The following is a 25,689-nucleotide window of genomic DNA, read 5'->3' as shown; positions in this document are numbered from 1 at the left end:
TTATTTTTTAACCGTCAGAAATGAATTAATAAATTTATAAAAGTTGCAAATGTGCCTGTATTTTTATTTTTTCTATTTTAATACTTTTAGAGGGGGTTATCTTATTGAAATTAAATAAAATATTTACTGTTTTGGTGGGCAATTTATATGTTTATTGTGGCATTTTATACGAAATGAGTAGGCAATTTATACGGTTTAGGGGGCCATTTTCACTGTAAATAAATAAAACTTTTTTTACCAAAAAACTTACCGAAATTTCTTTTATTCGTTGAGCCGCGGTTAGCATAACAGCATAAACTAGAAATGAGGTAGAGAAATGAGTAGTAAAAATTCTCCAAGAATTGTTTTCGGCAATAAGCTGTTACATGCGGGTTATTCGCTCGATATTAATGAGCAGCGATTAATAAATCTCGCGCTGTCTAAAGTAAACTCCAAAAAGTCTAACCCAGGAAAAATTCTGATTTATCCAACGGAATATGCCAAGTGTTTCGGCCTGAGTAAGTACAGCGTTTATGAGCAGCTGAGTTCTGCCGCAGAGTCACTCAGAGATAAATCTGTAAGCATTTTAGACGATAGCGGGCAGTCGCTTTCAATTCCTTGGGTGAGTAGCGCTTCATACGAAAAGGTGAAAAATCAAGGGTCTTTCATTACACTTGAGTTTTCAGAAGAAATCGAGCCGTATATTTTTAATATAGAGAAAAATTTCACAAGGTTATTTTTTCATAACACAGTAAAATTAAACAGCCTAGCATCATTTCGGTTGTATGCACTCCTAAACGAGGTGCGAAATTATAAAAATTACAAACGACAGGGCGCGGTAGTTGTGAATTTTCAGTTGCCAGAGATGAAACAAAAATTATTTTTATCTGAATCATATGGAGCATGGCGCGATTTTAAAAACCGCATCCTGTTACCTGCTATTGAAAAAATTAATGCCCACACAGATGTACGCGTAACGTTTAAGCCTAAAAAAATGGGTAACTGTATTACTGCCATTGAATTTTCCTATTTTACTCAATGCTCTAGTGAAAGTGAAGAGTTTGCTAGGCCAAGACTATCTCGTCGCCCTAAAGTCAATAAGGGGTCGCATGCTGAGGGTGTGTGGGCTCGGGGAAACCTCAATCGATTAGGAAATTATGAGCTATCAAACCAAAACGAAAACCCCGCTTTTAGATTGGCAAAAGCAGATATAAGGCGCTGTATAACGTATGCAAAAATCATTGGTGACGATGAAGCTAAGATTTTTTACTCTAAACAATTGAATAAATAAAATAATCATGATGTCTCAATGTTGATACTACTGCATTACGAGTAAAACATTTTTTCAATTTCAGAGCACAATTTAGTTCGGTATATTATTGAGGCACGCAGCAGCTCAGCATCGCTCTCACTGAGAAGTGGTGCTCGTGTCTTCTTGTCAAAACGTTGCGGCATTTCCTCAAATAGTTGTTCGTGGAGTCGTTTAATGTCATCAAAAATTTTGACCGATTGAGAGAATAAAAAAATCTTACTGTAATCGTTTTTTTTTAACGAGGCCAAATATTTTAGTAAAATGACCTGTCGTGCCGTTTTATTTTTAAATGAATGCTCAATTTCAACTGCTGCAACAGAGCCATCTAGGAGTCGCACAGCACCATCCACAGTTCGTGCATCAGATAGGTTATTAATACGTTTAAATTCAGGCTCGGTAATGAATCCACTCCACATTGGGGCGTACGTTTCATCACTGTGATAATTATGTATACCGCGCAACATTACAAATGCGTTTATAAGGTTGTGTGCTACATTATTTTGGTTGAACTGCAGAGCAGGGTTTTTATTACTCCTAAAATACACGTCGATGCCCATTAACTCCTCGGCAAATTTGGCAGCAGTATAGGTAGGCACATAGACGCGACCATCTGGACTGCGGTGTGTTTTTACTACACGCAGTAAACCATCTTTTTCTAGCCTGTTTAGGTGTTCCAACGCGAGGCGATGATTAATGCCGTAGAGCCAACGCACAATGCCTGGTGTAACAATAGAAAACCGAATTGCAATAAGCACCGAGACCTTGGTTCTGTTAACCCCTTTTTGGTGGTTATTTTCGCCTAGATAATACCGCATATTAATATCAAAATAGCGAGGGTAGTGAGTATGAAGCGGGTTTTTCGTTTCTAAATCTTTTGATGGTTGCTGAGTCAATTCAAAAATCCTTTTGGTGAGTTAATTATTAAAATTAACTAGCACCGCAACACAAAAATTATCATCATTTTATAATTATATTGCCGTTTTTCATTCCGAGATGCTCTGGCAGCATGTACGGAATGATTGTCGCGATAATTATCGCAACAAAAGCCGCTTTCAGCGGATGGCCTCGTCGCTTCGCTACTCAACCATAGGTCTAAAACGCCCGTCAGCTCTGGTGTTGCTCCGCAACGAGCTGGCTCAACGCGCTATCGCGCTAGCGTTTTATACCCAGCGCGAATGCACCGAGCTACGCTCTGTACTGACCGCCATACTGCCGCTTCAGACAATGCGATGGGTGCCCCATTATCCGCATTTTTCTTCGCTTTTATTTTCTGACGAAAATTATGGTTCGATATCAATTTGTGCCAAATTTTAATCGAATTTCGCTGATGCGAAACACTATCGCGGTCAGTACAGACCAGCTGTACATTCGCGCTTTCTCCATGTGTCTACGGCTTCGCCTACACCACATTACGCGCTTGTTGGCCTCATTCTGAGGCGCTATTTTGCAGTTTTTCGTGCCGAAAAATGCGATCTAAAAACCTGTCTTGCAGACAAAAGCCGCCTTCAAATTAAACTTATTAATAAACTTTTTAGATAAAGAGGAGAGGGTTTTTACTAAAAAAATTAAGTGAAAATAGAAGAAAAGTGAATGCCTTATTCAAACTGTTTGTTGCTGAGCTGCGCAGTCAAACAAGTTTGTTTTTTATCACGAAATCATTAAATTTGAAAGCATTAATTAATGATTATTAAGGTTTAAAAATGAAAAACGACGCTAATGATATTGCTATTAATCCAACAACAGGACTACCTATCACAAATGCCAGTACTAATATCGTAGATGTTGGTGGCAATGTGGTGGGCCAGCCAGACAGGGTAATGACTGTTTATGAAATTGAAGAGTCGATAGGTGACTCTATAGAACATGATTCTTTTGATGCTTTTGATGACGGTTTTTAATGTCCAAAATTTTAAAGGCTTTTAGCCAATATCGAATAGAAATTACCTATTCGATTATCGCATTTAGTGGCTCAGCTATATTGTGTTTACAGTTCCAATCCACTGAAAACTTCGCTTGGTTTATCGCTCTAAGTTTTTTTTGCACTAGAATGATAACAGGTATCTATAACTACGAATATTATCGAAAAAGTAACACCCCAAGCATGAAGGTCATGCTTAAGCATCTCCTTATTAAATTTGTATAACCCTTGTTTATTTGTCCTAAACGCAAAGCGCTCTGAGTTAATCAGGGTGCTTTTTAGTTTTATATGTATGTAAGTTACTGACCAGCCAGCCTTTAAGCTAGTTAAAATATTTTAATTCGACAAATATCAACGTATAAATTATGAAATATAAGATATCGGGTTTGGGTTTGTGGGTACCATCACTTAAGCTGATTTTGAGTCACAGATTGAGAATAATAACTACAATTTGAAGCAAAGTAGGGCACAAAAATTGATATTTTTTGATTAGAGCTTAACTTTAAATTTAGAGTAAGAGTATTTTCAGTTAGTGCCAGAGTAGGTCGGATAAGCTAAGAGCCATCAGGCGGAGAAAAACACTTTATCAATTATTATTTTATCGAGTGGCTGGAGAGTGCCATAAGCGGACACTCATAACCTTAGTCACTTGTTAAGTGTTCTTTTCTGGGGCGAAGGTAAATATTATATTTTGTACTACTTTCTTGTCTGCTTCACTTAGGTACGAAATATCAAACGGTTCCGAAGATTTAATGGCTTTTAACGCTTCTTTTTCTAGCTCTTTTTGGCCCGTAGAACGCACGATTTTAGAAAACTTTAGATAACCATTATCATCAATATTTATATGCACTTGCACTTTGTGACCGAAACAAGTTTCGCAAACAAATAAATGTGATTCAATTAGGCTCTTATTCTTACTGACCCACTTTGGAACATCAGATTTTTCATTAAAATCTGCAGCCTTTCTAGTTGAAATTTTTTCTCCAGGTAATTCATGCTGAATAGTTGAAGTGCAGCCCACCATGAGCAAAACAAGATAAAGTTTGACTAGATATTTCATAATTTCCTAGAGCATATAGGATGTTTATAGCGAGCGAATCGCACGTTCTTCTACCACAGCGTCGCTCGTTTATCTTAATTACCCACTTGTAACAAACTTCTTAACTATTTGCCAGCACTACCAAAATACAGTAGTTCTGGTTTTTACTTCAGGACAAAAACGAGCGATTCGGTCGTTTTCTTGACTATGCAGGCAATATATATTTTGACGAAATTGAAAAGTAACTGCTAACGACCGCTTATCGCTCTAAGCGGACTAGAAAAATTTCACAAAATTTATTAATTAAATTTATAAATTCTTAAACACTAGGATGATTAAAAATTTATTGCCAAAAGAATTCTGGAATCAAATTTAGATTAGATCTATTTAATAAAATTAGAGGGCTAGTGCTTTTTTAAATCATGCAATTGATAAAAAACTTTAGTCTCGTTGTAACTTCAAGATACCTTAGAGAAGCCAGAGCAAATTGATGGCATTTTAAGTTCAGGCAGAACCAGACTCAACTACTGAATCTGGTTCGTGCTATAAATAAGCTCGTCATCATATTTTTAAATTAAAGCTGTTATTTACCTAACAAACATCCAAATACCGGCAGCTATCATAAATAAGTTTTCTGTTAGAGAGATAAACCCTAGTGGTACGTTACTGTCACCGCCTACACACGCACATTTTAACTCTCGTTTATCTATATAGACTGCTTTTATCACTGAAACAGCACCAACCCCACCTATGAATAATGAAATAGGGGCAATAATATAGGCTGGTAACCCGGCTATCATTCCAATGCCAACAAATGCTTCTAAAAATGGGTAAACATAAGCGTACCTGACTACTTTCATAGCGACTAAGTCATAGGTTATAAATGAATTAGTAAAGCTAAATAAGTCTTGAAGCTTTTGTATTGCTAACACTGCCATTGTTAGGGCTACAAACAGTTCAGCGGTTTGCATTGATAATAAGCTATTATCCGATGCAAAACTAAATGCCACACTAAGCAAAAAACTAACCGAAAAAATCGCAATCACGGGCGTGTAAGTTGTACCTTCTTGGGCTGCTTGTGGCTTATTAAAGTAATCACGTAAATCGTCGTAGCCACCTATACGTTTATTATCAATAAATGCTTGAGGTGTAGTTTCTACACTGTGTTGTTTTTTAAATTCATCTGTTTGCTCTCGAGAAGTTAAAAGCTGATCATCAACTGTATATCCCTCTCGCTCTAGTAGGTCTTTTGATTTTAAACCAAACGGACAAATATGCTCATCTGTTGCCATTCTAAAAAGTTGGGCTGATTTACTCATGCTTTACTCCTTATGTTATGCGGTTTATTTATTTATTTGAATTGAAATCTGGAACAGCTCTTAATTGTGCTTGAGCATTGGTTTGTGCAATGCCGTTTTGCTCTATATCTTTTAGGAGCCATTGCATTTCTTTTATTTCTCGCTCTTGGGCTTCAATTATATTTGTAGCAAGCTTTTGAACGCGTTTATCTTTGATTTTTGCCCTGTCACTGGTGAGTATGGCAATTGAATGATGTGGGATCATCGCCGACATCCATGAGCTATCATCAACAGTCACTTGTGAGCGAACTAAAAATAAACTTCCTGCAAATACGGCAACACTAGCAATGAGTACTGTTATATTTTTCTTTTTATCTTTATACATATTGAGCATGAAAAGTAGCATTATCACTGCCATCGTGGCTCCCATATAAAGCGCCATATAAGTACGAGTTTCACTAAAATAAACATGACTAAGTTGGTAGGTGTTCAAATACATCAATACAAACATGGTTATTGTGGATGTTGCTATCATTAAAAAAAATTTTGAATAGTGTGACATTGTATTGCTCCTTAAAAGTTTTGTATTTTGTTTTTACATGTGAGTAATTTTTACACTATCAAGCTCACAAATCAGTGTTTCCTGTTGTGTAAAATGGGTATTTAATAATTAACTCAAGAATTATGCCGTTAGGCTAAAATTGCTCGCTGGATTTACTTATGTATCTGTAGGTTTCTTCATTTGAGTTGTCAGTGAGTAGTTCAATATTATATTTGTGAAATATACCCTCCATTTCCATTCCGGGAGTGCCAATAGGCATGGCTGGTACACTTAAGCCTGTAATGTGCGGAGCGTGTTGCCCAGATAAAAACTGTTTTATATGTTTAACGGGAACATGACCTTCAAATACAAATCCATCGGCTGACACGGCTGTATGGCATGAGCGCATATTAGGTTTTATTTGATACTGAGATTTAATCGACCCCATGTCATTAACGTTAATTGCTTTTGTTTGAATATTGTTTTCACTCAAATGAGCAATCCACTTATTACAACATCCACAATTTTTACTTTTATAAACGGTAAGCTCAATTTCAGGTTTTTCTGAATTTTCATAGATTATTGATGTTTTATGCTGTTTTTCGATACTCATTGCCGAAAATGACATAGTTAATGATAAAAAAAACGCTGAGGTAATGTAGATTACTCGCATTGTTAACTCCTTAATTAGACCAGTGAATATGAGTGATTTTCCAACCTTTATCGGTGTTTTTTAATGTGATTGATTCCATTCCCGTAGACTTAATATCTTTCCCTTTATACTTTCCTTGAGTTTTACTTCTTGAAATTGAGTAAGCTATGTCTCCATTTGTGTGAACTTGATGCTCTAGCAGTTCACTATCAACTGCACTTAAGAATTTCATATCCGCTATCATATGATGGTTCGCGTATACATCTGCAGAACGCTCAACAATTCCGCCTTCAAAAATGACGACATCGTCGGCCAGTAATTTACGGGCACCTTTGGCATCGCCTTGTTTTAGGGATGCATGAAATAAGCTAACTGCCTTTGCAGCTTCGCTATCAACATTAACAAAGACCCAGCCTTTTTTTGTGTGCTCTTCATGGGTGTGTGCGTTCACAGCAAAAGAACTAACAGCGCTAAAAATTAGTAGCAATAAAATTTTTAAATTAGAGGATTTAATTAACATACATTTTCCTTTTTTATTAATCGTTAAATAGGCGGACCAACAAGTGTTGTAAATACACTTGTTGTAATAAGTACAAATAGGGCAATTAATATTTCAACAGTGATCGAGCGTTTTAATATACTTATATGGTGTTGTTGAGTGATTTGCGGGACTAAAAAAAGCTTATGCCATGCACCTAGTAACAGCATCGCGCTGACGAGTAACAGCTTTAATAAAATTAGTTGCCCATAATTTGATGTAAACAATGCAGAAAATGACTCTAGGTACTGCAGGAGCAGAGTTAAGCCCGAAATAAGTAGTACAAATACAATAACAATAGCGAGTTGACCAAAGTAATGCATTAACCGCTTTACTTCACTGGTAGGTAGTAAAGTGCAGCTTTTGTAAAGCGGCCACAATGACCCTAACCAGCTCGCAATGGCAATAAGGTGAAAGGTTAAAATACTTTTCACTAACCCATTTTCATTTGCACTGTGCCCAGTAAAAGTGAAGCTATAAGCGATAAACCCAAGCATGATTAGTATAACGGCAACGTTTTTATAACCTGCTACGTTATCATCTGATTCCACACTCCACATACATGCGCTAATTAGAGCAATAATAAGCGCTGGTATTCTAAACGTTGCTTGGTCACCTATGACTGATTGCCAAACAATTTCAAGCATAAAGGGGTCAAACATTCCCATAAAGCCTGATTCAGCCATTGCTCCAGCTTCTATTGGTACTTGTAAAAGTGCAGCAATACTACCTGTAACTACACACGTAATTTGCCAACGTTTTAAGAACTGATAAAAGCTAATTAAGTGATGCCCTGCAACATTGCTGTTGCCACACATAAAGCGCATTAATAAAGTGCCCGCAAGCCCTGAAATTGCGATATAGCTTGCTAGTTTTAATAATAGTAAGAGTACTGACCATTCACTTAATTGCATTATGTTGCTACTTAATGATTATGTTTGCTGTGGGTATTAGATTGTACTTGCATCATCTTATGCGATTCACTTTTGTGTACCATAAATCTAAACGTGTCGGTCATTTTATGTCCATCACCACCCAGTGCTGTCCATTTAACCGTGTAAGTGCCTTGGACTAAGCTCGGCAATGACCAACTAAAGTCTGTGCTTGGGGTAGAGCTTGGTTTGAAATCAAAGTTTATTGATTTATTTTTTTCATCTTTGATGATGACTTTTGCTAGCCTTACTTCACCACCAAAAGTTAACGAAAGTTGCTCTGGGCTTTTCATTAACATGGCTTCTTGCGCAGGTGTTGATTGCTTGAGTGATATATGCGCTGATGCGGAAAATGTAAGTACTAAACCTAAAATAGCTACTGCAGAATTAAAAAACTTCATAATTACCTCTTATTTAAAATGATTAAAACCAAAATTTAATACCCGTAACAAATGCGGTGTTGTTGCTACTTTGTCCACTTGATGTGGCATAGTCGGCGGTATTGCCAAATTTATTGCTCCATTCAACGCCAATATAGGGCGCAAACTGGCGTGTAAATTCATAACGAACCCTAAAGCCAATCGCGCTGCTTGATAGGCCACTTCCAAGTTCGTTTTGTTTATCGTTTTTGCCATAAAGTGTAATTTCGGCTCGCGGTTGTATAATTAGCTTTTGCGTGAGTAATAGTTCGTACTCTGCCTCTAACGTAAATGCGGTATTGCCTCGCTCACCTACGTATGCTGTCATATCAAGTTCAAACCAATAAGGGGCTAAACCTTGTAAGCCAAAAGCCAACCATTGCCGATTTTCACCTTCTTTATTGTAATCAAGACGAACACCTGCTTGAGTATCCCAATATGCTGATACGGCGTGACCCCATAAAATATCGGTTTGGTTTTCTTCAATACTTCCTTCGCTGAAATCACCCTCGGTTTTAATTACCAATCGATCAAAGGTAGTGCCGTACCATGCTTGTAAGTCAAATACACCTGCGTTTGCTTGCTCGTTATATTCAAGACGATCGCCTAGTAATGCGTAAAATGGATGCTCATCAGCGAGTGTTAATCGCTCATTGCCCTCAAGCGCATATGGGCCTTCTGTTAAAGTTGTTCCCGCAGAGTAAGCATGGGGGTCTCTTGCATCTTTAGGTGCACTTCCTCCTTGTGGTTGCATCTTAGCGCTATTCATTTGTGCCATTTCACTTTGCGCTAATAAAGGGAAACTAATTAATGAAGCCCCTGTTAACATTAATAAACCTAATGATTTAGATAGTTTTAATTGTTTCATGATACGACTACCTCTCTAAACATACCGGCATCCATATGGAATAATAAATGGCAATGCCAAGCCCAGCGACCTACATCGTGAGGGGTGGTTAAAAAGCTGATTCTTTGTGCGGGTTGAACAGGTATCGTATGACGTCGCACTTGCACATCACCTTGCTCGTTTTCTAAATCACTCCACATACCATGCAAATGCATAGGGTGCGTCATCATGGTATCGTTTTGTAAAATAACTCTTAAACGTTGGTTATGCTTCATATGCACTGGCGTGCTTTTACCAAATTCTAAGCCATCAAATGACCAGCTATAACGCTCCATGTTTCCGGTTAAATGCAGCTCAATTTCAGCTTCTGGCTCTTGCTGGTTAGTGATCCCTTCAAGTGAGTGTAAATCTGCAAGTGTTAAAACACGACGACCATTTTTACGTAAACCAATACCAGGATCATCAAGATTTGTTCTAGGCATATCAACGCGCATATCAACTGAAGCTCCATACTCCGTTTTTGCATGACGCACTTTAGAGCTGGCAACCGCTAATGGGTTTTCAGACATACCATGTTTGCTATGATCCATCGCCATTGCACCGTGGCCCATAGCGCTATGATCCATTTCTTTAGAGTTCATACCTGACATGCCTGCCATACCAGCCATTGCAGAGTGCTCACCGCCGTGGGTCATATTGCCCATCATATCGGTCATCGTTAACCATTCAACAGGGTCAAGTGCAGGTACTGGCGCATCAATATTAGGCGAGCTTGATAAAGTTCCTTTTGCGTAACCAGAGCGATCCATACTTTGAGCAAAAATCGTATAGGCATCATTTTTAGGCTCAACAATTACGTCGTAGGTTTCACCAGGGCCGAATCTAAATTCATCAACTGTCACTGGTTCAACGTTTTGCCCATCTGCTTGTACAACCGTTAGTTTTAACTCGGGGATACGCACGTCAAAAAAGCTATTACTAGAGCCATTAATAAACCTTAACCTAAGCTTTTCACCGACTTTAAATAATCCACGCCAGTTTGCCATTGGAGTACTACCGTTCATTAAAAAAGTCATTGCTGATGCAGATAAATCAGCTAAATCTGTAGGATTCATTCGCATCTGATTCCACATTTTTCGGCGCTGTAGAGCATTTGAAATACTGCTGCTTGAAACGTCATCGAAAAACTCTGGGACAGTGGGTTGATTGAAATTAAATACATCACTCTGTACTTTTAATTTACGGAACAGCGCCATTGGGTCATCATCAGTCCAATCAGATAATTGAATAACATGCTCGTTATCTGCACTAATAATATCGTTTTCTCGCGGTTCAATAATTAATGCACCGTACATGCCTGTCATTTCTTGAAAGCCACTATGTGAGTGATACCAATATGTACCGCTTTGTTGCAGTTTAAATTTATAAACAAAGGTTTCGCCCGGCATAATGCCTTTAAAGCTGATACCTGGTACGCCATCCATTTGATACGGTAAAATAATGCCATGCCAATGAATTGAACTCGGTACTGATAACTTATTTGTTACTCTAATAGTAACGTCATCGCCTTCTTTGAGGCGCAAGGTAGGAGCGGGTATAGATCCATTGATAGTTGTCGCCATACGTACTACGCCAGTAAAGTTAACCGGCGATTCATCTATAACCAGATCAATTACTTCGCCGCTAAGTTCGGGCACAGTGCCTGTTATTGTTCCTGCTACTAAAGATGATGCAGCATGTAATACACTCGGAAAAGCAGCAAGTACACCTCCTGCAATTAAGCCTTGAACAAATCGTCTTCGTGGTGTGCTAACCTGTTGTGATGACTTTTTAAACCCCATTTCCTTACTCCTTCATAGCAGAATATGTATTGAGTATAGAAAATAGACCTGTCTTCAACATGACGCGAACATTACAAAGTTGTAATCTTGGTGTCATGTTGCTGTAGTGACAGATACTGCATAATATTTGCAGAGGTAGTTGTTAGGACTTTAATGAAGGAATTGTATGCGCTTATTAGTTGTTGAAGATGAAGCAAAAACGGGAGATTATTTAAAACAGGGACTAAGTGAAGCTGGTTTTCAGGTTTCTTTGGCGCGCAATGGTCTTGACGGTCATCACCTAGCAATGACCGAATTATTTGATGTAATAATACTTGATGTCATGTTACCTGACGTATCCGGTTGGAAAATTTTACAGTCGCTACGTGAAGCAGATAACAAAACCCCAGTACTATTTTTATCTGCTCGCGATAGCATAGACGATAGAGTAAAGGGGCTCGAACTTGGTGCTGATGACTATTTAATAAAGCCTTTTGCTTTTGCTGAAGTTTTAGCAAGAGTACGCACTCTTATTCGCCGTGGTGCAGTACAAACAGTTGACGATATACTGATCGTTGCTGATTTAGAAATGGATATTCCAAAGCGAAAAATACAACGTGCAGGCAAGCGTATTTTATTGAGTAATAAAGAGTTTAGCTTACTTGAACTATTGTTACGGCGCGAAGGTGAAGTACTGCCACGTTCGTTAATTGCTTCTCAAGTATGGGATATGAATTTTGATAGCGACACCAATGTGATTGATGTTGCCATTCGTAGGCTAAGAGCAAAAGTTGATGATGACTTTACTATTAAATTAATTCATACAGTTCGCGGTATGGGCTATAAATTAGAGGTTGAAACTGATGGCTATTAAGTCACGGCCTTTATCACTTACGATGCGTGTTGTGTTGTTTGTGGCTGTAACCGTTATTGCGTGCTTAACTTTAGTTGCCACCTTAATAAATAGTTCGATAAAACATCATTTTTTCCAGCAAGATAGTAGTGAACTGCATGTTATTAATCAATCTATTGAATTAGTTTTAAGACAACACTATAAATCAAACCTGAAATTTAAAAATGAATTATCTAACGCTGTAGCGGGTCATCACGGTGTTTACTATCAGGTAAATACCGCAAAAGGAGATCTCATTTTTCAAAGCTCTGAACGAGATTTTAGTGATTTTGTAATGAGTGCTAAGGCTTCAACTGGCTTTAACCGTAACAACATTACCTCATGGCAAAATGATACCCACACCTACCGAGCTCTGGTGAGTAATTTAAGTACTGAGCAACAGCAATACAAAATTACTACAGCGATAGACATGAGCTTTCATTTACACTTTCTCAATCAATTTCAACAAAGCCTTTGGGCCATTATGTTTGGCTCAGCGGTACTCATTTCATTGGTGGCTTGGTTTGCTGTACATCAAGGATTAAACCCTTTACGAGGTTTAAGTCAGAAAATACACGATATCCAAACTAATAAAATGGATGTAAGGCTCGATGAAAATAAAGTGCCTATTGAGCTTGTTAATATGGTGCAGTCGTTTAACTCAATGCTCGACAGGCTCCAGGGTGAATTTATTCGCTTATCAAATTTTTCTAGTGATATTGCTCATGAACTACGAACTCCACTAACGAATATAATTACTCAAACACAGGTTGGATTATCTAAAAAAAGGCAGTTGGAAGAGTATCAAGAATTATTATTTTCTAACTTAGAAGAACTCGAGCGATTAACGAAAATGGTTAGTGATATGCTTTGGCTCGCCAAAACTCAAAACGGGCTAATTAAACCAGTTCAAAACACTCTAAAAAGCCATGATGAAATTGAAGTGTTATTTGAGTATTTTGACGCTTTGGCTGAAGACTCATTGATTGCATTTAATAAAAAAGGTCAAAACCTTTGTTTTTATTGTGACAAATTACACTTTCGTCAATTATTATCAAACTTACTATCCAATGCAATTAGGTACGCTCCAAAAGGCTCATCAATCACTGTAAACAGTGAAATGACCACCGCTGAAAAAATATGCATTTCAGTGATTAATACAGGGGAGAGAATACCTTCTGAGCATTTACCTTATTTATTTGACCGCTTTTATCGACCTGATAAGTCGCGGCAACGACACAGTGACGGAGCAGGTTTAGGGCTTGCAATAGTTAAAGCTCTAGCGCAAGCAAACGGTGGAGATATAGAGGTCAGTTCAAATAATCAAACTACCAGCTTTAAAGTTTATTTAAATTTAGTTAAAAGCTAATTATTAAAACCAATAACTCAATGTTTGCTTGTAGCTCTTTGGCGAAGTTCAGCTAAGTGCCAGTTGCAGACGTTCGATAATGAGATTCATGAGCCAAAATTTGCTCTTATTCTCTCTTAGGGATTTTCTAATTAATTAGCTTTCACGCGTTGTTTACGGCATCTGCAACTTTTTCTGCAATTTCATATACCGTATTAGTTGCTGAATTAAGAGCAAACTTATCCACAAGCGTAGGACTCAACTTCATAATCTCATCTTTACTAATATTATGCCAAATAGGAAGAATGACTTTTTCACCCTCCATCTCTTTTGCGACTAATCCATTTAGTTCATATTGTGTCCAGTTTTTTTCGAAAAAACTTTTAGATAAAATAATTAAACCAAACCTAGATTGAGAAAGGCCTTTATCAATGGACTTCCTTAAACTATCACCAATTCTTAGTGCGTATTCATCATACCAAACTGAAACTCCCTGTTTTATGAGCTCATCTGCTAATGATTTCACAAAATCAGCTTTATCTTCAGAGGCGTGTGAAATAAATAAGTCGCTTGCTTTACCATCTTGCTTAGTTAAATCCTTAGCAAAACTGATCGGCATATTTTTTAATTGAGACAATATGTTTCCCTGAATTTTTAATTCTTCATTTAATGATTGATTAAGTGCAATATTCTTTCTTTTTTGAACTTTACCACCAAATTTTTCTTTATTTCGCTCAGCTAACTTTCTGGTTTTTTGAGCTATTTTTGACTTAACTTGTCGTCTAGCTTTAATAACAGACTTTTCTTTACTTTTTAAGGCCTTCCTTAATTTATGTATATCGTCATAAGGATCTGCATTTTTTAATTTTTTTACTGCCCACTCGAACTCTATCTCTCTAGTAATTACATTTTGTTCAAGTTTTCGTATTTCTGCATCTAGAAAGTTAACACCTTTATATTTGGGATGTTTCAAATTTATTCCTTAAATGCTTAACATTTCTTAGTGTTCGAAGGGCACATCTGAGCGGATGTAAAGCTCGCCTTTATAATCTATATAGTTTTAACAAATAACTTTAGATATTACTATCACAGTTTTCCATTGTATTTAACCAACCTCAATGGCCGGTAATCGCTCTTTTGAGGCATTCGCCTCAACACGTTTTGGGGCAGAAACGAGTTACGCTTTAATGCCCGCTCATGGCACTTAGGCGAACTTCGGCAAAGAGCGATAAGCAGACATTGAGATTGGCTAAATATCGTTGTTAATAGATTGGTTAAACTGCTCTTTGCGCATATATTCATGAAAATAAGCGACGCGCGCATATTGCTCTATTTATCTTTTCTTTAAAGTTTTAGAAAACTTAATGATAGTAATACCTTAGGTTATTTGCTAAAACTATATAAAGTAGTGAATGGGCTTTGTATCGGCAGAAATACGCATGATGAGCGCACTATTAAATTGTTATATTAACCCTGTATTTAGGGGGGAATCATCATCTAGAGACAAAAGGAAGTGTATGAGGAATCAAATTCAAAATGAGAACTTTGTAATTACTGCGTTTGATGAATATATTAAGTCAAATTACTTTAGTGGGGTGGTTAGCCCTGGTGAGTTTTATGAGTTTTGTAGAAATACGGAACGTGCAGAAATCAATGAAAGTTTAATTAATCGTTTACCAATTTCTATAAAAACGACCGCTAAAGAACTAAACTTGAAGTTTAATGAATGTAAACCCAAAAGCGGTACTAAAGATAACCGTTCGAACTTGCTCCAAAAAGCTTTCAAAATAATTGATTCAAATCAGTTAAAAATTGGAAGTAGCTTAGCAAAATTTTTTCCGAATGATGGAGACAATAAAAAATTACTTAGGTATGTTGATCTTCTCTCAGTTTATAAATTGCATGAAAAAAAGATAACTCCATCTGATATTCCTAATTGGCCAAGAAATAAAGGTAAAGAAATATTAGAAGAGTTCTCTAATTGCGATATTGATAGTTTTCAAGACTATTTAGCTAAACTTAAAAAACCTAGTGGATTACTCAACCTAAAGACTACGAAGAGTACTAAAAAAGGAGTTGTTTATGCAAAAGAAACTAAATACTCTGCAAATAGATCTGGATATATCGTTGTTAAATTAGGACTGACTGAAAAAAAAGATCCAACTCGTGCCATCACAGCCGAGGATATCAAGTTAGGTCATGAGTGCCGTGTTTTTGGTACAAATGATATCCAAAGCGCAGAGAATAAAGCTTTGTCACAAATGCAATCAGATCCGCTATGTATTCCTTTTAATTTACCAAATCGTTCTCCACGCTCACGGAATCAAGAGTATTATGAAATACCTTTATCCCACTTCAATTGTTTTGCCAATTATGTAAAAGATGCTGCTACATATTATATGAAATGAATTTCACACACATAATTTCAATGACGCTTTTATAAACATCACATCCCTAAAAGATAGGGATGATAAATATTTTTAATCAAATTCGAGTATGGAATCAAAATAAATGGATCGCATTACTAAAAAATTATTACAAGACTTTCTACGAGGACAGGAATTAAAAGAGACTAATGAACCTGATGACTTTGAAATTTTTTGTAATTATGTTGCACTATCGAATGAATATAATAAAACATTTGATAGTAAAACCATTACCGTCGGCGCAGGTGCAGATACAGGAATTGATGGATTAGCAATTATTGTTAACGGCCACCTTGTAGAAGATACTGATGAAATTGACGATCTATTATCCAGCAACGGCTATTTAGACGTAACCTACTTATTTGTTCAAGCTAAAACATCAAGCAAATTTGATACTAAAGAAATGCATGCTTTTTATTTCGGGGTAAATGATTTTTTCTCTGAAAACCCTAAGTTACCTAGAAATATAGATATAATTAAAGCTGCTGAAATTTCAGATTATTTACTTGATTATGCATCTGACTTTAAAGAAAACCCTAAATGTAGGACTTACTATGTAACTACAGGGGTTGTTAACGAAGACGCTAATATTTCTGCTGTTGTTGATTCAGCTAAAGAAGATTTAAGAAGTTATAATTTGTTTGAATCTATTGAGCTTAATGTCTTAGGCGCTAATGAATTAGGTAAGCTTTATCGAAAAACAAAGGACCCTGTTAGCTCAAGGTTCTCTTTTCCTAATAAAGTAACATTGCCGGAAGTAGACGGTATTGATGAATCATTCTATGGGGTAATTCCTTTTGCTGAATTTGAAAAAATATTAGTTGATGAAAATGGTAATATTCGCAGTGTTTTTGATGATAATGTTCGAGATTTTCAAGGCGCTAATAATATTGTTAACACTAATATTCAAGAAACAATTCAAGGTGATTCACCAAACCTATTCAGTGTATTAAATAACGGAATAACAATAGTTGCGGATTCAATAAAATCATCAGGTAATACAATCACAATTATTGACTATCAAATTGTAAATGGCTGCCAAACTAGTAATGTTTTATATGAAAATAGAAGTAATCCATCAGTTGGTGAAATATTCATACCGCTCAGGCTTATAGGTACTAAAAATGAGGATATAAAATCCAAAATTACAGTATCAACAAACAATCAAACAGCCATTAAGAAAGAGCAATTATCTGCAATGTCAGATTTTCAAAAAAACTTGCAACATTATTACTCTGCAATTGATGGAGATGGAAAGTTATACTATGAAAGACGGGCTAAGGAATTTAACTCTGATCGAAATGTGATTAAAAGAAAAGTAATTACAATACCAATACAGCTTAAGTCATTCTCTTCAATGTTTAATAAAAACCCTCATATGGTCACAACATACTTTGGTAACTTAGTAAAAAGTATGGGTAAATCTGGTAGTGGTATTTTCGAAGAAGATCATCAGTTTGCACCATATTATCTAGCAGGTCTTGCATATTACCGATTAGATTCCTTATTCAATTCAGGAGAAATAGATAAAAAATATCGAAAGGTTAAATTTTATTTAACCATGTTAGTACCAATGTTGGCTTCTAGTGATAATTTCCCCCCTTTAAATAGTCAGAAAAAAGTTGAGAAATATTGTAATCCTATTATTGATAAATTAAATAATTATGATGATTATAAAAACTTATTTACAGCGGCTGTTTCAATTATTGAGAGATCTGGTGCTCCTATTGAAGATAAACAAGCTTTGAAGTCCAAAGCAATGACTGAGCAAATTTTAAATGCGTATGCAGGCGAGAAAATATAATAAGGCATTTAAACAAAGATAAAACTGTGGGTTATTTTTAGCTTTGCTACATATCTGAACCTGCAGTTTTAGTCCGCTTAGTGCTGCGTTATGTTTCAAGGAGAGAGCATTGAATTTAAGTGATGAATCTAGGTAGTATCTAATTCAAATGGGCATAGAACCTGATTTGTATCAGGCCGACTTGTCATCACGCTTCCATGATGGTGTTAATTTAATAGATACATTGATAGTCAGCTTTGGGGGAAAGCATCAAGTAGTTTTGAAGCTGAAGATTTTAATTCGCACTTCAGACAACACGGGACCTCAGATGACAGTGAAATATATAACCACGCCTATGTCATCTTTAATTACATCAGGATGTTCAAAGATGGCGGCCGTTTCGGGCTTTTCAAGGGCAGGCAAGCTGAATGGCAAGGCCCGATTGTAACGCTCCGTCCAGAGGATGTTTCAGAGTCAGACGTAGAGGTATTGACTGAAGGTATGTCAATTTACCGCGGTATGTCTGAAGCTGAACTCAATAGTGGTCAGTTTGGACAATCTTGGACAACTAATCTTGATGTAGCCAAAAGGTTTGCCCAAGAAACCTACAGTGACATGCTGCAAGGTATCGTGGTTAGAACTTGTTTGGACAAAAAAAATGCGATATATCACTCTAAGGCTGACTTTGAATTAGAGGTGATATTGGCACCGCAGACTGTAGTGTCTGCGGATAGAATTGAAACATAACAAGTACATTAGCTCCCTTTAGTCGCGCGGTTTATGTAGGTATTACCAATGACTGCTTATGGCACTGAGCCGAACTTCGGCAAAGAGCGAAAAGCAGACATTGACCGTTAATCGTTTCAACGACGGCAATTAGCCATACGTTGCATGTTTGCTCCCTTACTGGTTTTACGATATCCAAAACCGACATAACGACCATTAAGCAAATACCAAAGTAAAATAGGTATGTGCTTCAATCATATAGCCAAAGAGGATAAAGCGTTAATAGCACTGCTACAGGCCCTAGAATGCTGAAGACAGCTCTGGTATGGTTTTTATTTTTGTGCCAGTTGTATAAGTTTACCAATAGTTCCAAAGATGCAAAAATAGGTAAAAGCGTATTTACAGCTATTCCTTCGAAGTGAGAGAAGAAGCCTAGTCCTAATGCCGATGCAAGTGACCTTAATGCAGGGAAGCAGGCCGTGCCGCTAGCCAAACGCCACTAGAGCCTACTCTGTCTAATATTTTATTTATCATTTGAAAGTCTATTGGTTGATATTACCATCATTCTAAACTCCGTATATAAGTACGGAGTCAATCATTTTAATGAATCAATTATGGGGCAATGTGTTGGATCTTCGTTTTGCATACAGGTATTTGTCATATCCACAATTACTTTCTCTAAACGTTGAAGGTCATTAATTTTGTCTCGAATGATTGCTAACTTTTGTCGGCTTAATAGCTCAACTTGAGTGCAGTTGCTGTCCATAGACATTAGCGATTTTATTTCTCTTAACGTAAAGCCGAGCGCTTTGGCTTTTGTGATAAACCTAAGTTGTCCTGCTATTGTTTCGTCATATTGTCTATAACCAGATATTGGTTTTTCAGGTTGTGTAATCAGCCCTTCTCGTTCATAAAAACGAATGGTTTCTACATTTAAATTTAATGATTGTGCTAATTTGCCAATGGTTTACATTATTGCCTTTGTGAATACTACTAATCTAAAGTTATATTTAGTTTAGCTATCCAATGATTTGATGATGCCGCACGCTTCAATTGTATTGTCTGAACCACAAGCACTTGCCATCTGTTGTAATTCAGCTTTAAGCGCCCTTAATTCTTTCATACGTTTATTCACTAGTGCAAGTTGCTGATCAATTAATGCATTAACGCTAGAGCAGCTTTCTTCTGGCTTATTTTTTAATTCGATAAGACGTTTAATATCATTGAGTGATATATCTAGGCTGCGACAATGCTTTACGAATTCCAATTGTTTAAGTGCTTTACTATCATACAGCCTGAAATTACCTTCTGAACGGTTTGGATTTAACAGTAATCCTTCTCTTTCATAATATCTAATCGTTTGTATTGAACAGCCCGATTTTTTTGACAATTCGCCTATTTTCATCAATTTCCCCCAGACATTTGACTCTATAGTTACTATAGGATCTATAGTATAGGTATGCAACGAAAGGGATATATAAAAATGACTGAGAAATATTTAAACAATACGAATATCGTTAATTTTGAACACAAAGATATCCAATCCCTGATCGATCAACGAGGGTGGAAAAATTTGGATAATTTCAACAAAATTGGTGCCGCTTATCAGTTTGTAAAAGATGAAATAATGTTTGGCTATAACAAGAGTGATGATATTTCAGCAAGCGATGTGCTAGCAGATGGTTATGGACAATGTAATACTAAGGGTAATCTGTTAATGGCACTATTGCGTGGACTAGGTATCCAGTGTCGTTTCCAAGGTTTTACCATTGATCAGCAACTATAAAAAGGTGCTATCCTAAGCTTGTATTTTGGTTAGCACCTAAATACATCATTCATAGTTGGGTAGAAGTTTACTTTGAAGGGCGTTGGATAAACTTAGAGGGCTTTATATTGGATGAGCAATACTTAAGCTCACTACAGCAGAAATTTAGCCAAGCAAAAGATGAGTTTTGTGGTTATGGTGTTGCAACAAAGTGCTTATCTTCACCCGGTACGGATTGGCGTGGAGAGGATACCTATATTCAAAAAGAAGGTATTCATGACGACTTTGGGCTTTATGATTCACCAGATAAGTTCTATCTCGAAAAAGGTACTAATCTATCAGGTGTAAAACGTTGGTTGTATCAACGAGTGATCCGACATTTGATTAATATGAATGTATCAAAAATAAGAAATAAAAAAGTACTGGAGGTACAAAATGCACAACCATAGTCACAGTCATCAGCATGGTAAAGACGACCGGATTGGTTGGGCATTTTTCCTTAATGTGATATTTACCATTATCGAATTTATAGGTGGTTGGCTCACAAACAGTACGGCGATAATGGCGGATGCCGTTCACGATCTTGGTGATAGTCTTTCAATAGGTTTTGCGTGGATTTTAAGTCGTTTTTCAGATAAAGAAGCATCAGACAAATTCAGCTATGGTTATCGCCGACTTACACTTTTTGGTGCATTGGTAAATAGTATTGTTTTGATTATCGGCTCTATTTGGGTTTTATTTGAAGCAATACCTAAGCTGTCCAATCCTGAAATGCCTGTAGTTGAGGGGATGTTAGGGCTAGCCATACTCGGTGTTGCCGTAAATGGTTATGCGGTATTCAAATTAAAAGCGGGTGAAACACTAAATGAAAAAGTGCTGACATGGCACCTACTTGAAGATGTACTCGGTTGGGTTGCCGTTCTTATAGTCTCTATTGTATTGTTGTTCGTTGAACTGCCGATATTAGATCCTCTATTATCAATAGGGTTTACGCTGTTTATCTTATTTAACGTTTTCAAAAATCTTAAATCAACATTGGTGCTTTTTCTTCAAGCTGCACCCGATAAAGAGACCCAAGAGCGTATTAAGCAGTCATTAATTGAATTTCCTGAAGTAAATGGTATACACCATATGCATTTTTGGTCACTGGATGGTGAAAGTCACGTTTTAACAGCGCACCTTGAGCTGAGTGACAACTTTGACGTTAAAGAATTAATTAAGCTTAAACAAGAGGTTGCAGCTAAATTATCTTCCTATCATTTATCGCATACGACGATAGAGTTTGAGTTTTTAAATGAAAATTGTAGGGATGAAGCAGAGTAAGTTTTATCAATAAAATTTTGGAGCATACAATATAAAAAGCAGCTTAATTAGGCATAACTTAGTAATTAAGCTGCTTTTTTGCTTTTAGATTTCGTCGGATTGCTGTTTGTTACTCTCAGCGCCATGCGCCCATTGATATAAAATAGGCAATACAAACAAAGTTAAAATGGTAGAAGATACAATACCGCCGATAACAACTGTTGCTAGTGGTCGTTGTACTTCTGCACCAATTCCAGTGTTTAACGCCATTGGAATAAAACCTAAACTTGCGACCAGTGCCGTCATTAAAATAGGTCTTAAACGAATGATGGCACCTTCAATGATCGCTACGTATAGGTCGCCTTTTTCATGCCAAAGATCTCGAATAAAAGCCAACATAACCAAGCCATTTAATACTGCGACACCTGACAATGCAATGAAGCCGACACCTGCCGAAATTGATAAGGGCATGTCTCTTAAATAAAGTGAAAATACGCCCCCTGTTAATGCTAAAGGCACGCCACTGAAAATGATTAATGCATCTTTTAATGAACCAAATGCTATAATCAAAATACCTAGGATAACAACCAATGTTATCGGTACAACTAGGCTTAATCGCTTACTTGCTGATTCTAGTTGTTCAAACGTTCCACCATAATCAAGCCAGTATCCTGCTGGAATTTCTCCTTCCTGATTAATTTTAGCTTTAACTTCTTTTACAAAACCGCCTAAATCTCTACCACGAACATTGACGGTAACCACAACTCTTCTTTTTCCGTTCTCTCGGCTAATCTGCGCGGGTAAAGACTCTGATTTAAGCTCTGCAACTTCTTCAATTGGCACATAGTTACCATTCTCAAGTGGAAGCGGCAGATGCTTCAAGCTATCGATATCCGTTCTTATTTGCTCTGGTAGGCGAACAACTAACTCAAACCGTCTGTCACCTTCATAAATGATCCCCGCAGATTCACCGCCAATCGCAGTGGCAACCCAGTCTTGCAATTCGGTAACGTTCAATCCATACCTACCAAGCGCTTCTCGTTTAGGAATTACTGATAAAGATGGAACACCTGTGACCTGTTCTATTCGAGCATCAGCGGCACCATCCACGGTTTTCACAATATTTAGAATATCTTTTGCGGTAAGTAATAACCGATCCAAATCATCACCAAATATTTTGATGCCGACATCAGCTCTAACGCCAGAAATCAATTCATTGAAACGCATTTGAATAGGCTGAGTGAATTCATAGTTGTTGCCTGGAATGTTTTTCAGTACTTTTTCCATTTCTTCAACTAATTCACTTTTTGGTTTTGAAGGTTCGGCCCATTCTTTACGTGGTTTTAAAATAACAAAGATATCAGCAATACTCGGTGGCATTGGGTCGGTTGCTACTTCTGGTGTGCCAATGCGCGAGAATACTTTATCAACTTCAGGAAACGCTTTAATACGTTGCTCAAGTACTTCTTGCATTTCTACTGATTGCTCTAGGCCAGTCGATGGAATTCTTAATGCCTGTAGTGCAATATCACCTTCATTTAATTGAGGAACAAATTCTGTCCCAAGCGTAGTTGCTAACCAAAGGCTATACCCCATTAACAGCGTTGAGAATGAAACAATAATCCAACGAAATTTCATCGCCATTTTTAACAATGGTTCATAAATAGACTTGGTTGAACGAATAACTACACTTTCTTTTTCGCTGATTTTACCTTTCATAAACACAGCTACAGCAGCAGGAACCAGTGTAACTGAAAGGATCATTGCGGAAATTAACGCCATAACGACAGTTGCCGCCATAGGGTGGAACATTTTCCCTTCAACGCCAGTTAGCGTGAAAATGGGGATGTAAACAACAGTGATAATTGCCACACCAAACAAGCTTGGACGTATCACTTCTGAAGTGGCTTCAAAAACGGTATTTAGGCGTTCTCTTAAGTCTTGCCTATGACCGTTGTGTTGGGCCTGTGCTAACCTACGGACAGAGTTTTCAACGATGATTACAGCCCCGTCCACTATCAAGCCAAAGTCCAATGCGCCGAGACTCATTAAATTGGCAGATACTCCTGCTTGCACCATACCTGTGATTGTCATTAACATGGAAATAGGGATAACAGCAGCGGTAATGAGAGCTGCACGTAAATTTCCAAGTAGAATAAATAACACAACAATAACTAAAAGCGCACCTTCAACGAGGTTTTTGGTAACGGTTGCAATCGCTTTATCTACTAACGTTGTTCTGTCGTAAACAGGCTCTGCGGTAATGCCCTTTGGCAGAGATTTTTGTATTTCGCTGAGCTTATGTTCCACTTCTAAAGCAACGGTGCGAGAATTCTCACCAATCAGCATCATGGTTGTACCAAGCACTGTCTCAATGCCATTACGAGTAGCAGCCCCTGTTCTAAGTTCTTTGCCTATAGCAACATTGGCAACATCACTTATTTTTACAGGAATACCATCGTTCTTTTTGATGATGACATTGAGGATTTCATCCATTGTCGCAAGTTGCCCGATGGAGCGCACTAACACTTGTTGTCCGTTTTGCTCAATATAACCCGCGCCACGGTTATCATTATTTTTACGTAATGCATCAGAAACGTCTTCAAAGCTTACCTGATGAAAAAGTAATTTTTCGGGTTTCGGCGTTATATGATACTGCTTGTTATAGCCGCCGATGCTGTTGACCTCAATGACGCCTTTAACTTGAGCCAATTGCGGTTTAATGATCCAGTCTTGTATTTCTCTTAAGGCAATAGCGGTATAAGGCTCTCCATTAGGCATTTTAGCGTCAGGAGAAGCTTGTACGGTATACATAAATATTTCACCAAGCCCTGTGGAAATAGGACCCATCTCTGGCTCTAAGCCAGAGGGAATAACGCCTTTTATCGCAGCTAATCTTGCATTGATTAAGTTGCGTGCGAAATAAATATCGGTTCCCTCTTCAAAGATAACGGTCACCTGGGATAAACCATATCTTGAAAGAGAGCGGGTGTGAGACAGCTTTGGTAGTCCAGCTAATGCGTTTTCTACTGGAAAAGTTACCCTTTGCTCCGCTTCTAAAGGTGAATAACCGGGGGCAGAGGTATTTATTTGTACCTGTACGTTTGTTATATCTGGAACAGCATCAATGGGAAGTTTTTGATAACTCCACATACCAACGCCGATGATTACCATCAGCAAGCTTAATACTAAATAGCGCCTATTTATTGCAAGACGCAAAATTGATTCAATCATATTGCGTCTCCTAATCGTCGTCTTCTACTTCAGATTTCAAGATATCTGCTTTAATCAGATAACTGTTTTTGTTTACATATTCAGCGTCTTTACTGAGGCCATCAATGACCTCGATATAGTTTTTGTCTGAACGACCAAGGACAAGTGGTGCAAACTCGTACTCTTCATTTTCTTTTACAAAGACACCTAATTGTCCACCTAGCTCTTGTATGGCAACTTTCTCGACCGCTAAATCCACCTCAAATTGGTTTATCTTTACGTTGCCTTTTAATAATTGACCTGACGTTAGCTTTAACTCAGTGTTGTTTAATCGTACCCGTGCTAAAACATAAGGCTGATCTTTAGCTGGAATAATATTAGTGATGACTGAACTGAATGCGTGTTCACCTTGCTCAATATCAACATGCTGACCGACTTTGATTTGATTATATTGGCTGGTAAACACCTTAAATTCAGCCCACAAGGTGTCAAATTTGACGATTTCAAACAAGCTAGTGTTTTGCGTGATACCGCCAATATTTCCATTTCGCTGTAAAACAGTCCCAGAAACAGGCGATGTTATTTTATAAGTATTTAAGCTCTCATTAGATTCAATAACGGCTAATAGATCGCCTTTTTTTACCGTATCACCAACAGTGAAGTTTATTGTCTTTATAACGCCGTTATATCTAGCGCTAACTTGAAATAATTGTTCAGCGCCTATCGTCGTAGAGCCGTATACAGGGATAGTTTGGTTCAACGTTTTTGAAGCTAAATAGGCTGTTTCAACACCAACCTTTTTTGCCATGTTATTGTCGATTTTGCTTATGCCTTCTTCGCCTTCATGTTCATCTTCACTAGCGAAAACACTTTGAATGGGTGATAGATACCCAATAAAAATCAATAGTGCGAGTAAATAGTTTTTCATTTTGAATTCCT

Annotated in this window: 24 protein-coding genes and 1 pseudogene; 9 read left to right on the top strand and 16 right to left on the bottom strand. The window is 37.3% G+C overall.

Going from position 1 to position 25,689, the window contains the following annotated elements; translation table 11 throughout:
- The first annotated feature begins 316 nt into the window (after positions 1 to 316).
- Positions 317 to 1,270, top strand: a complete 954-nt coding sequence (locus H5117_RS18395) for a replication initiation protein (protein ID WP_002962290.1) — start codon at positions 317 to 319, stop codon at positions 1,268 to 1,270.
- A gap of 35 nt (positions 1,271 to 1,305) precedes the next feature.
- Here H5117_RS18395 and H5117_RS18390 read toward each other — a convergent pair whose 3' ends face one another.
- A complete protein-coding gene (locus H5117_RS18390) occupies positions 1,306 to 2,184 on the bottom strand; it encodes a hypothetical protein (protein ID WP_002962291.1) in 879 nt (292 codons plus the stop codon).
- An 807-nt stretch (positions 2,185 to 2,991) separates the two neighbouring features.
- Between H5117_RS18390 and H5117_RS18385 the strand changes: the two genes are divergently transcribed.
- Positions 2,992 to 3,189, top strand: coding sequence for a hypothetical protein (locus tag H5117_RS18385; RefSeq protein WP_002963063.1), 198 nt, complete (start codon positions 2,992 to 2,994; stop codon positions 3,187 to 3,189).
- A 672-nt stretch (positions 3,190 to 3,861) separates the two neighbouring features.
- On the opposite strand, the gene H5117_RS18380 is transcribed toward H5117_RS18385, so the two are convergent.
- The 9 genes from H5117_RS18380 to H5117_RS18340 form a co-directional block, all read right to left on the bottom strand.
- Positions 3,862 to 4,269 carry an energy transducer TonB gene (locus tag H5117_RS18380; protein ID WP_024598543.1) on the bottom strand — a complete coding sequence of 136 codons (408 nt, stop codon included), beginning with the start codon at positions 4,267 to 4,269 and terminating at the stop codon, positions 3,862 to 3,864.
- 566 nt (positions 4,270 to 4,835) lie between these two features.
- Positions 4,836 to 5,567, bottom strand: a complete 732-nt coding sequence (locus tag H5117_RS18375) for a MauE/DoxX family redox-associated membrane protein (RefSeq protein ID WP_002963060.1) — start codon at positions 5,565 to 5,567, stop codon at positions 4,836 to 4,838.
- Positions 5,568 to 5,595: 28 nt separating this feature from the next.
- A complete protein-coding gene (locus tag H5117_RS18370; RefSeq protein WP_010388415.1) occupies positions 5,596 to 6,108 on the bottom strand; it encodes a DUF305 domain-containing protein in 513 nt (170 codons plus the stop codon).
- A gap of 133 nt (positions 6,109 to 6,241) precedes the next feature.
- Positions 6,242 to 6,760, bottom strand: coding sequence for a DUF411 domain-containing protein (locus H5117_RS18365; RefSeq protein WP_002963058.1), 519 nt, complete (start codon positions 6,758 to 6,760; stop codon positions 6,242 to 6,244).
- A 10-nt stretch (positions 6,761 to 6,770) separates the two neighbouring features.
- A complete protein-coding gene (locus tag H5117_RS18360) occupies positions 6,771 to 7,259 on the bottom strand; it encodes a DUF4440 domain-containing protein (RefSeq protein WP_002963057.1) in 489 nt (162 codons plus the stop codon).
- Positions 7,260 to 7,282: 23 nt separating this feature from the next.
- A complete protein-coding gene (locus tag H5117_RS18355) occupies positions 7,283 to 8,191 on the bottom strand; it encodes a copper resistance D family protein (RefSeq protein WP_010388414.1) in 909 nt (302 codons plus the stop codon).
- Positions 8,192 to 8,202: 11 nt separating this feature from the next.
- Entirely contained in the window at positions 8,203 to 8,610 is a 408-nt protein-coding gene (locus H5117_RS18350; RefSeq protein WP_010388411.1) for a copper resistance CopC family protein, read from the bottom strand.
- A gap of 22 nt (positions 8,611 to 8,632) precedes the next feature.
- Entirely contained in the window at positions 8,633 to 9,496 is an 864-nt protein-coding gene (locus tag H5117_RS18345) for a copper resistance protein B (RefSeq protein WP_002963237.1), read from the bottom strand.
- On the bottom strand, positions 9,493 to 11,316 hold the full coding sequence (locus H5117_RS18340; RefSeq protein ID WP_010388409.1) for a copper resistance system multicopper oxidase: 1,824 nt from the start codon (positions 11,314 to 11,316) through the stop codon (positions 9,493 to 9,495). Before H5117_RS18340 ends, H5117_RS18345 begins: the two co-directional genes overlap by 4 nt.
- A 166-nt stretch (positions 11,317 to 11,482) precedes the next feature.
- Between H5117_RS18340 and H5117_RS18335 the strand changes: the two genes are divergently transcribed.
- Together H5117_RS18335 and H5117_RS18330 are read left to right on the top strand one after the other, a co-directional pair.
- Positions 11,483 to 12,169 carry a heavy metal response regulator transcription factor gene (locus H5117_RS18335; protein WP_010388408.1) on the top strand — a complete coding sequence of 229 codons (687 nt, stop codon included), beginning with the start codon at positions 11,483 to 11,485 and terminating at the stop codon, positions 12,167 to 12,169.
- Complete coding sequence (locus H5117_RS18330; protein WP_010388405.1) at positions 12,159 to 13,556, top strand: heavy metal sensor histidine kinase; 1,398 nt, start codon at positions 12,159 to 12,161, stop codon at positions 13,554 to 13,556. Before H5117_RS18335 ends, H5117_RS18330 begins: the two co-directional genes overlap by 11 nt.
- A gap of 142 nt (positions 13,557 to 13,698) precedes the next feature.
- Here H5117_RS18330 and H5117_RS18325 read toward each other — a convergent pair whose 3' ends face one another.
- On the bottom strand, positions 13,699 to 14,508 hold the full coding sequence (locus H5117_RS18325) for a toll/interleukin-1 receptor domain-containing protein (protein WP_002962239.1): 810 nt from the start codon (positions 14,506 to 14,508) through the stop codon (positions 13,699 to 13,701).
- Positions 14,509 to 15,052: 544 nt separating this feature from the next.
- Between H5117_RS18325 and H5117_RS18320 the strand changes: the two genes are divergently transcribed.
- The 3 genes from H5117_RS18320 (at position 15,053) to H5117_RS18310 (ending at position 18,491) form a co-directional block, all read left to right on the top strand.
- Positions 15,053 to 15,943, top strand: coding sequence for a hypothetical protein (locus tag H5117_RS18320; RefSeq protein WP_182734207.1), 891 nt, complete (start codon positions 15,053 to 15,055; stop codon positions 15,941 to 15,943).
- A gap of 103 nt (positions 15,944 to 16,046) precedes the next feature.
- Positions 16,047 to 17,765: an AIPR family protein gene (locus H5117_RS18315; RefSeq protein ID WP_182734210.1), complete on the top strand. Its 1,719-nt coding sequence runs from the start codon at positions 16,047 to 16,049 to the stop codon at positions 17,763 to 17,765.
- Between the two features lie 357 nt (positions 17,766 to 18,122).
- Entirely contained in the window at positions 18,123 to 18,491 is a 369-nt protein-coding gene (locus H5117_RS18310) for a hypothetical protein (RefSeq protein ID WP_182734212.1), read from the top strand.
- Positions 18,492 to 18,720: 229 nt separating this feature from the next.
- Here the strand turns inward: H5117_RS18310 and H5117_RS20910 are convergent, their stop codons facing one another.
- The 3 genes from H5117_RS20910 to cadR form a co-directional block, all read right to left on the bottom strand.
- Positions 18,721 to 18,963, bottom strand: a complete 243-nt coding sequence (locus tag H5117_RS20910; RefSeq protein ID WP_327077832.1) for a MerC family mercury resistance protein — start codon at positions 18,961 to 18,963, stop codon at positions 18,721 to 18,723.
- A 102-nt stretch (positions 18,964 to 19,065) separates the two neighbouring features.
- On the bottom strand, positions 19,066 to 19,434 hold the full coding sequence (locus H5117_RS18305; RefSeq protein WP_028834999.1) for a MerR family transcriptional regulator: 369 nt from the start codon (positions 19,432 to 19,434) through the stop codon (positions 19,066 to 19,068).
- A gap of 51 nt (positions 19,435 to 19,485) precedes the next feature.
- Positions 19,486 to 19,875: a Cd(II)/Pb(II)-responsive transcriptional regulator gene (cadR, locus tag H5117_RS18300; protein ID WP_002962247.1), complete on the bottom strand. Its 390-nt coding sequence runs from the start codon at positions 19,873 to 19,875 to the stop codon at positions 19,486 to 19,488.
- Positions 19,876 to 19,953: 78 nt separating this feature from the next.
- Here cadR and H5117_RS18295 point away from each other — a divergent pair.
- Positions 19,954 to 20,684, top strand: a pseudogene (locus tag H5117_RS18295) (transglutaminase family protein).
- On the top strand, positions 20,671 to 21,558 hold the full coding sequence (locus H5117_RS18290; protein ID WP_002962252.1) for a cation diffusion facilitator family transporter: 888 nt from the start codon (positions 20,671 to 20,673) through the stop codon (positions 21,556 to 21,558). The pseudogene H5117_RS18295 and the gene H5117_RS18290 overlap by 14 nt, the downstream one beginning before the upstream one ends.
- A gap of 84 nt (positions 21,559 to 21,642) precedes the next feature.
- On the opposite strand, the gene H5117_RS18285 is transcribed toward H5117_RS18290, so the two are convergent.
- Together H5117_RS18285 and H5117_RS18280 are read right to left on the bottom strand one after the other, a co-directional pair.
- The gene (locus H5117_RS18285; RefSeq protein WP_002962253.1) at positions 21,643 to 24,771 is read right to left on the bottom strand and encodes an efflux RND transporter permease subunit; all 3,129 of its coding nucleotides are present in this window, start codon (positions 24,769 to 24,771) and stop codon (positions 21,643 to 21,645) included.
- Between the two features lie 10 nt (positions 24,772 to 24,781).
- Positions 24,782 to 25,678, bottom strand: a complete 897-nt coding sequence (locus tag H5117_RS18280; protein WP_002962254.1) for an efflux RND transporter periplasmic adaptor subunit — start codon at positions 25,676 to 25,678, stop codon at positions 24,782 to 24,784.
- Positions 25,679 to 25,689 lie beyond the last annotated feature (11 nt).

This window comes from Pseudoalteromonas sp. SG45-1 (assembly GCF_014164135.1).
Taxonomy (GTDB): Bacteria; Pseudomonadota; Gammaproteobacteria; order Enterobacterales; family Alteromonadaceae; genus Pseudoalteromonas; species Pseudoalteromonas distincta.
Note: the sequence above shows the minus strand (reverse complement) of the source record. Positions and strands in the feature narration are given on the sequence as shown.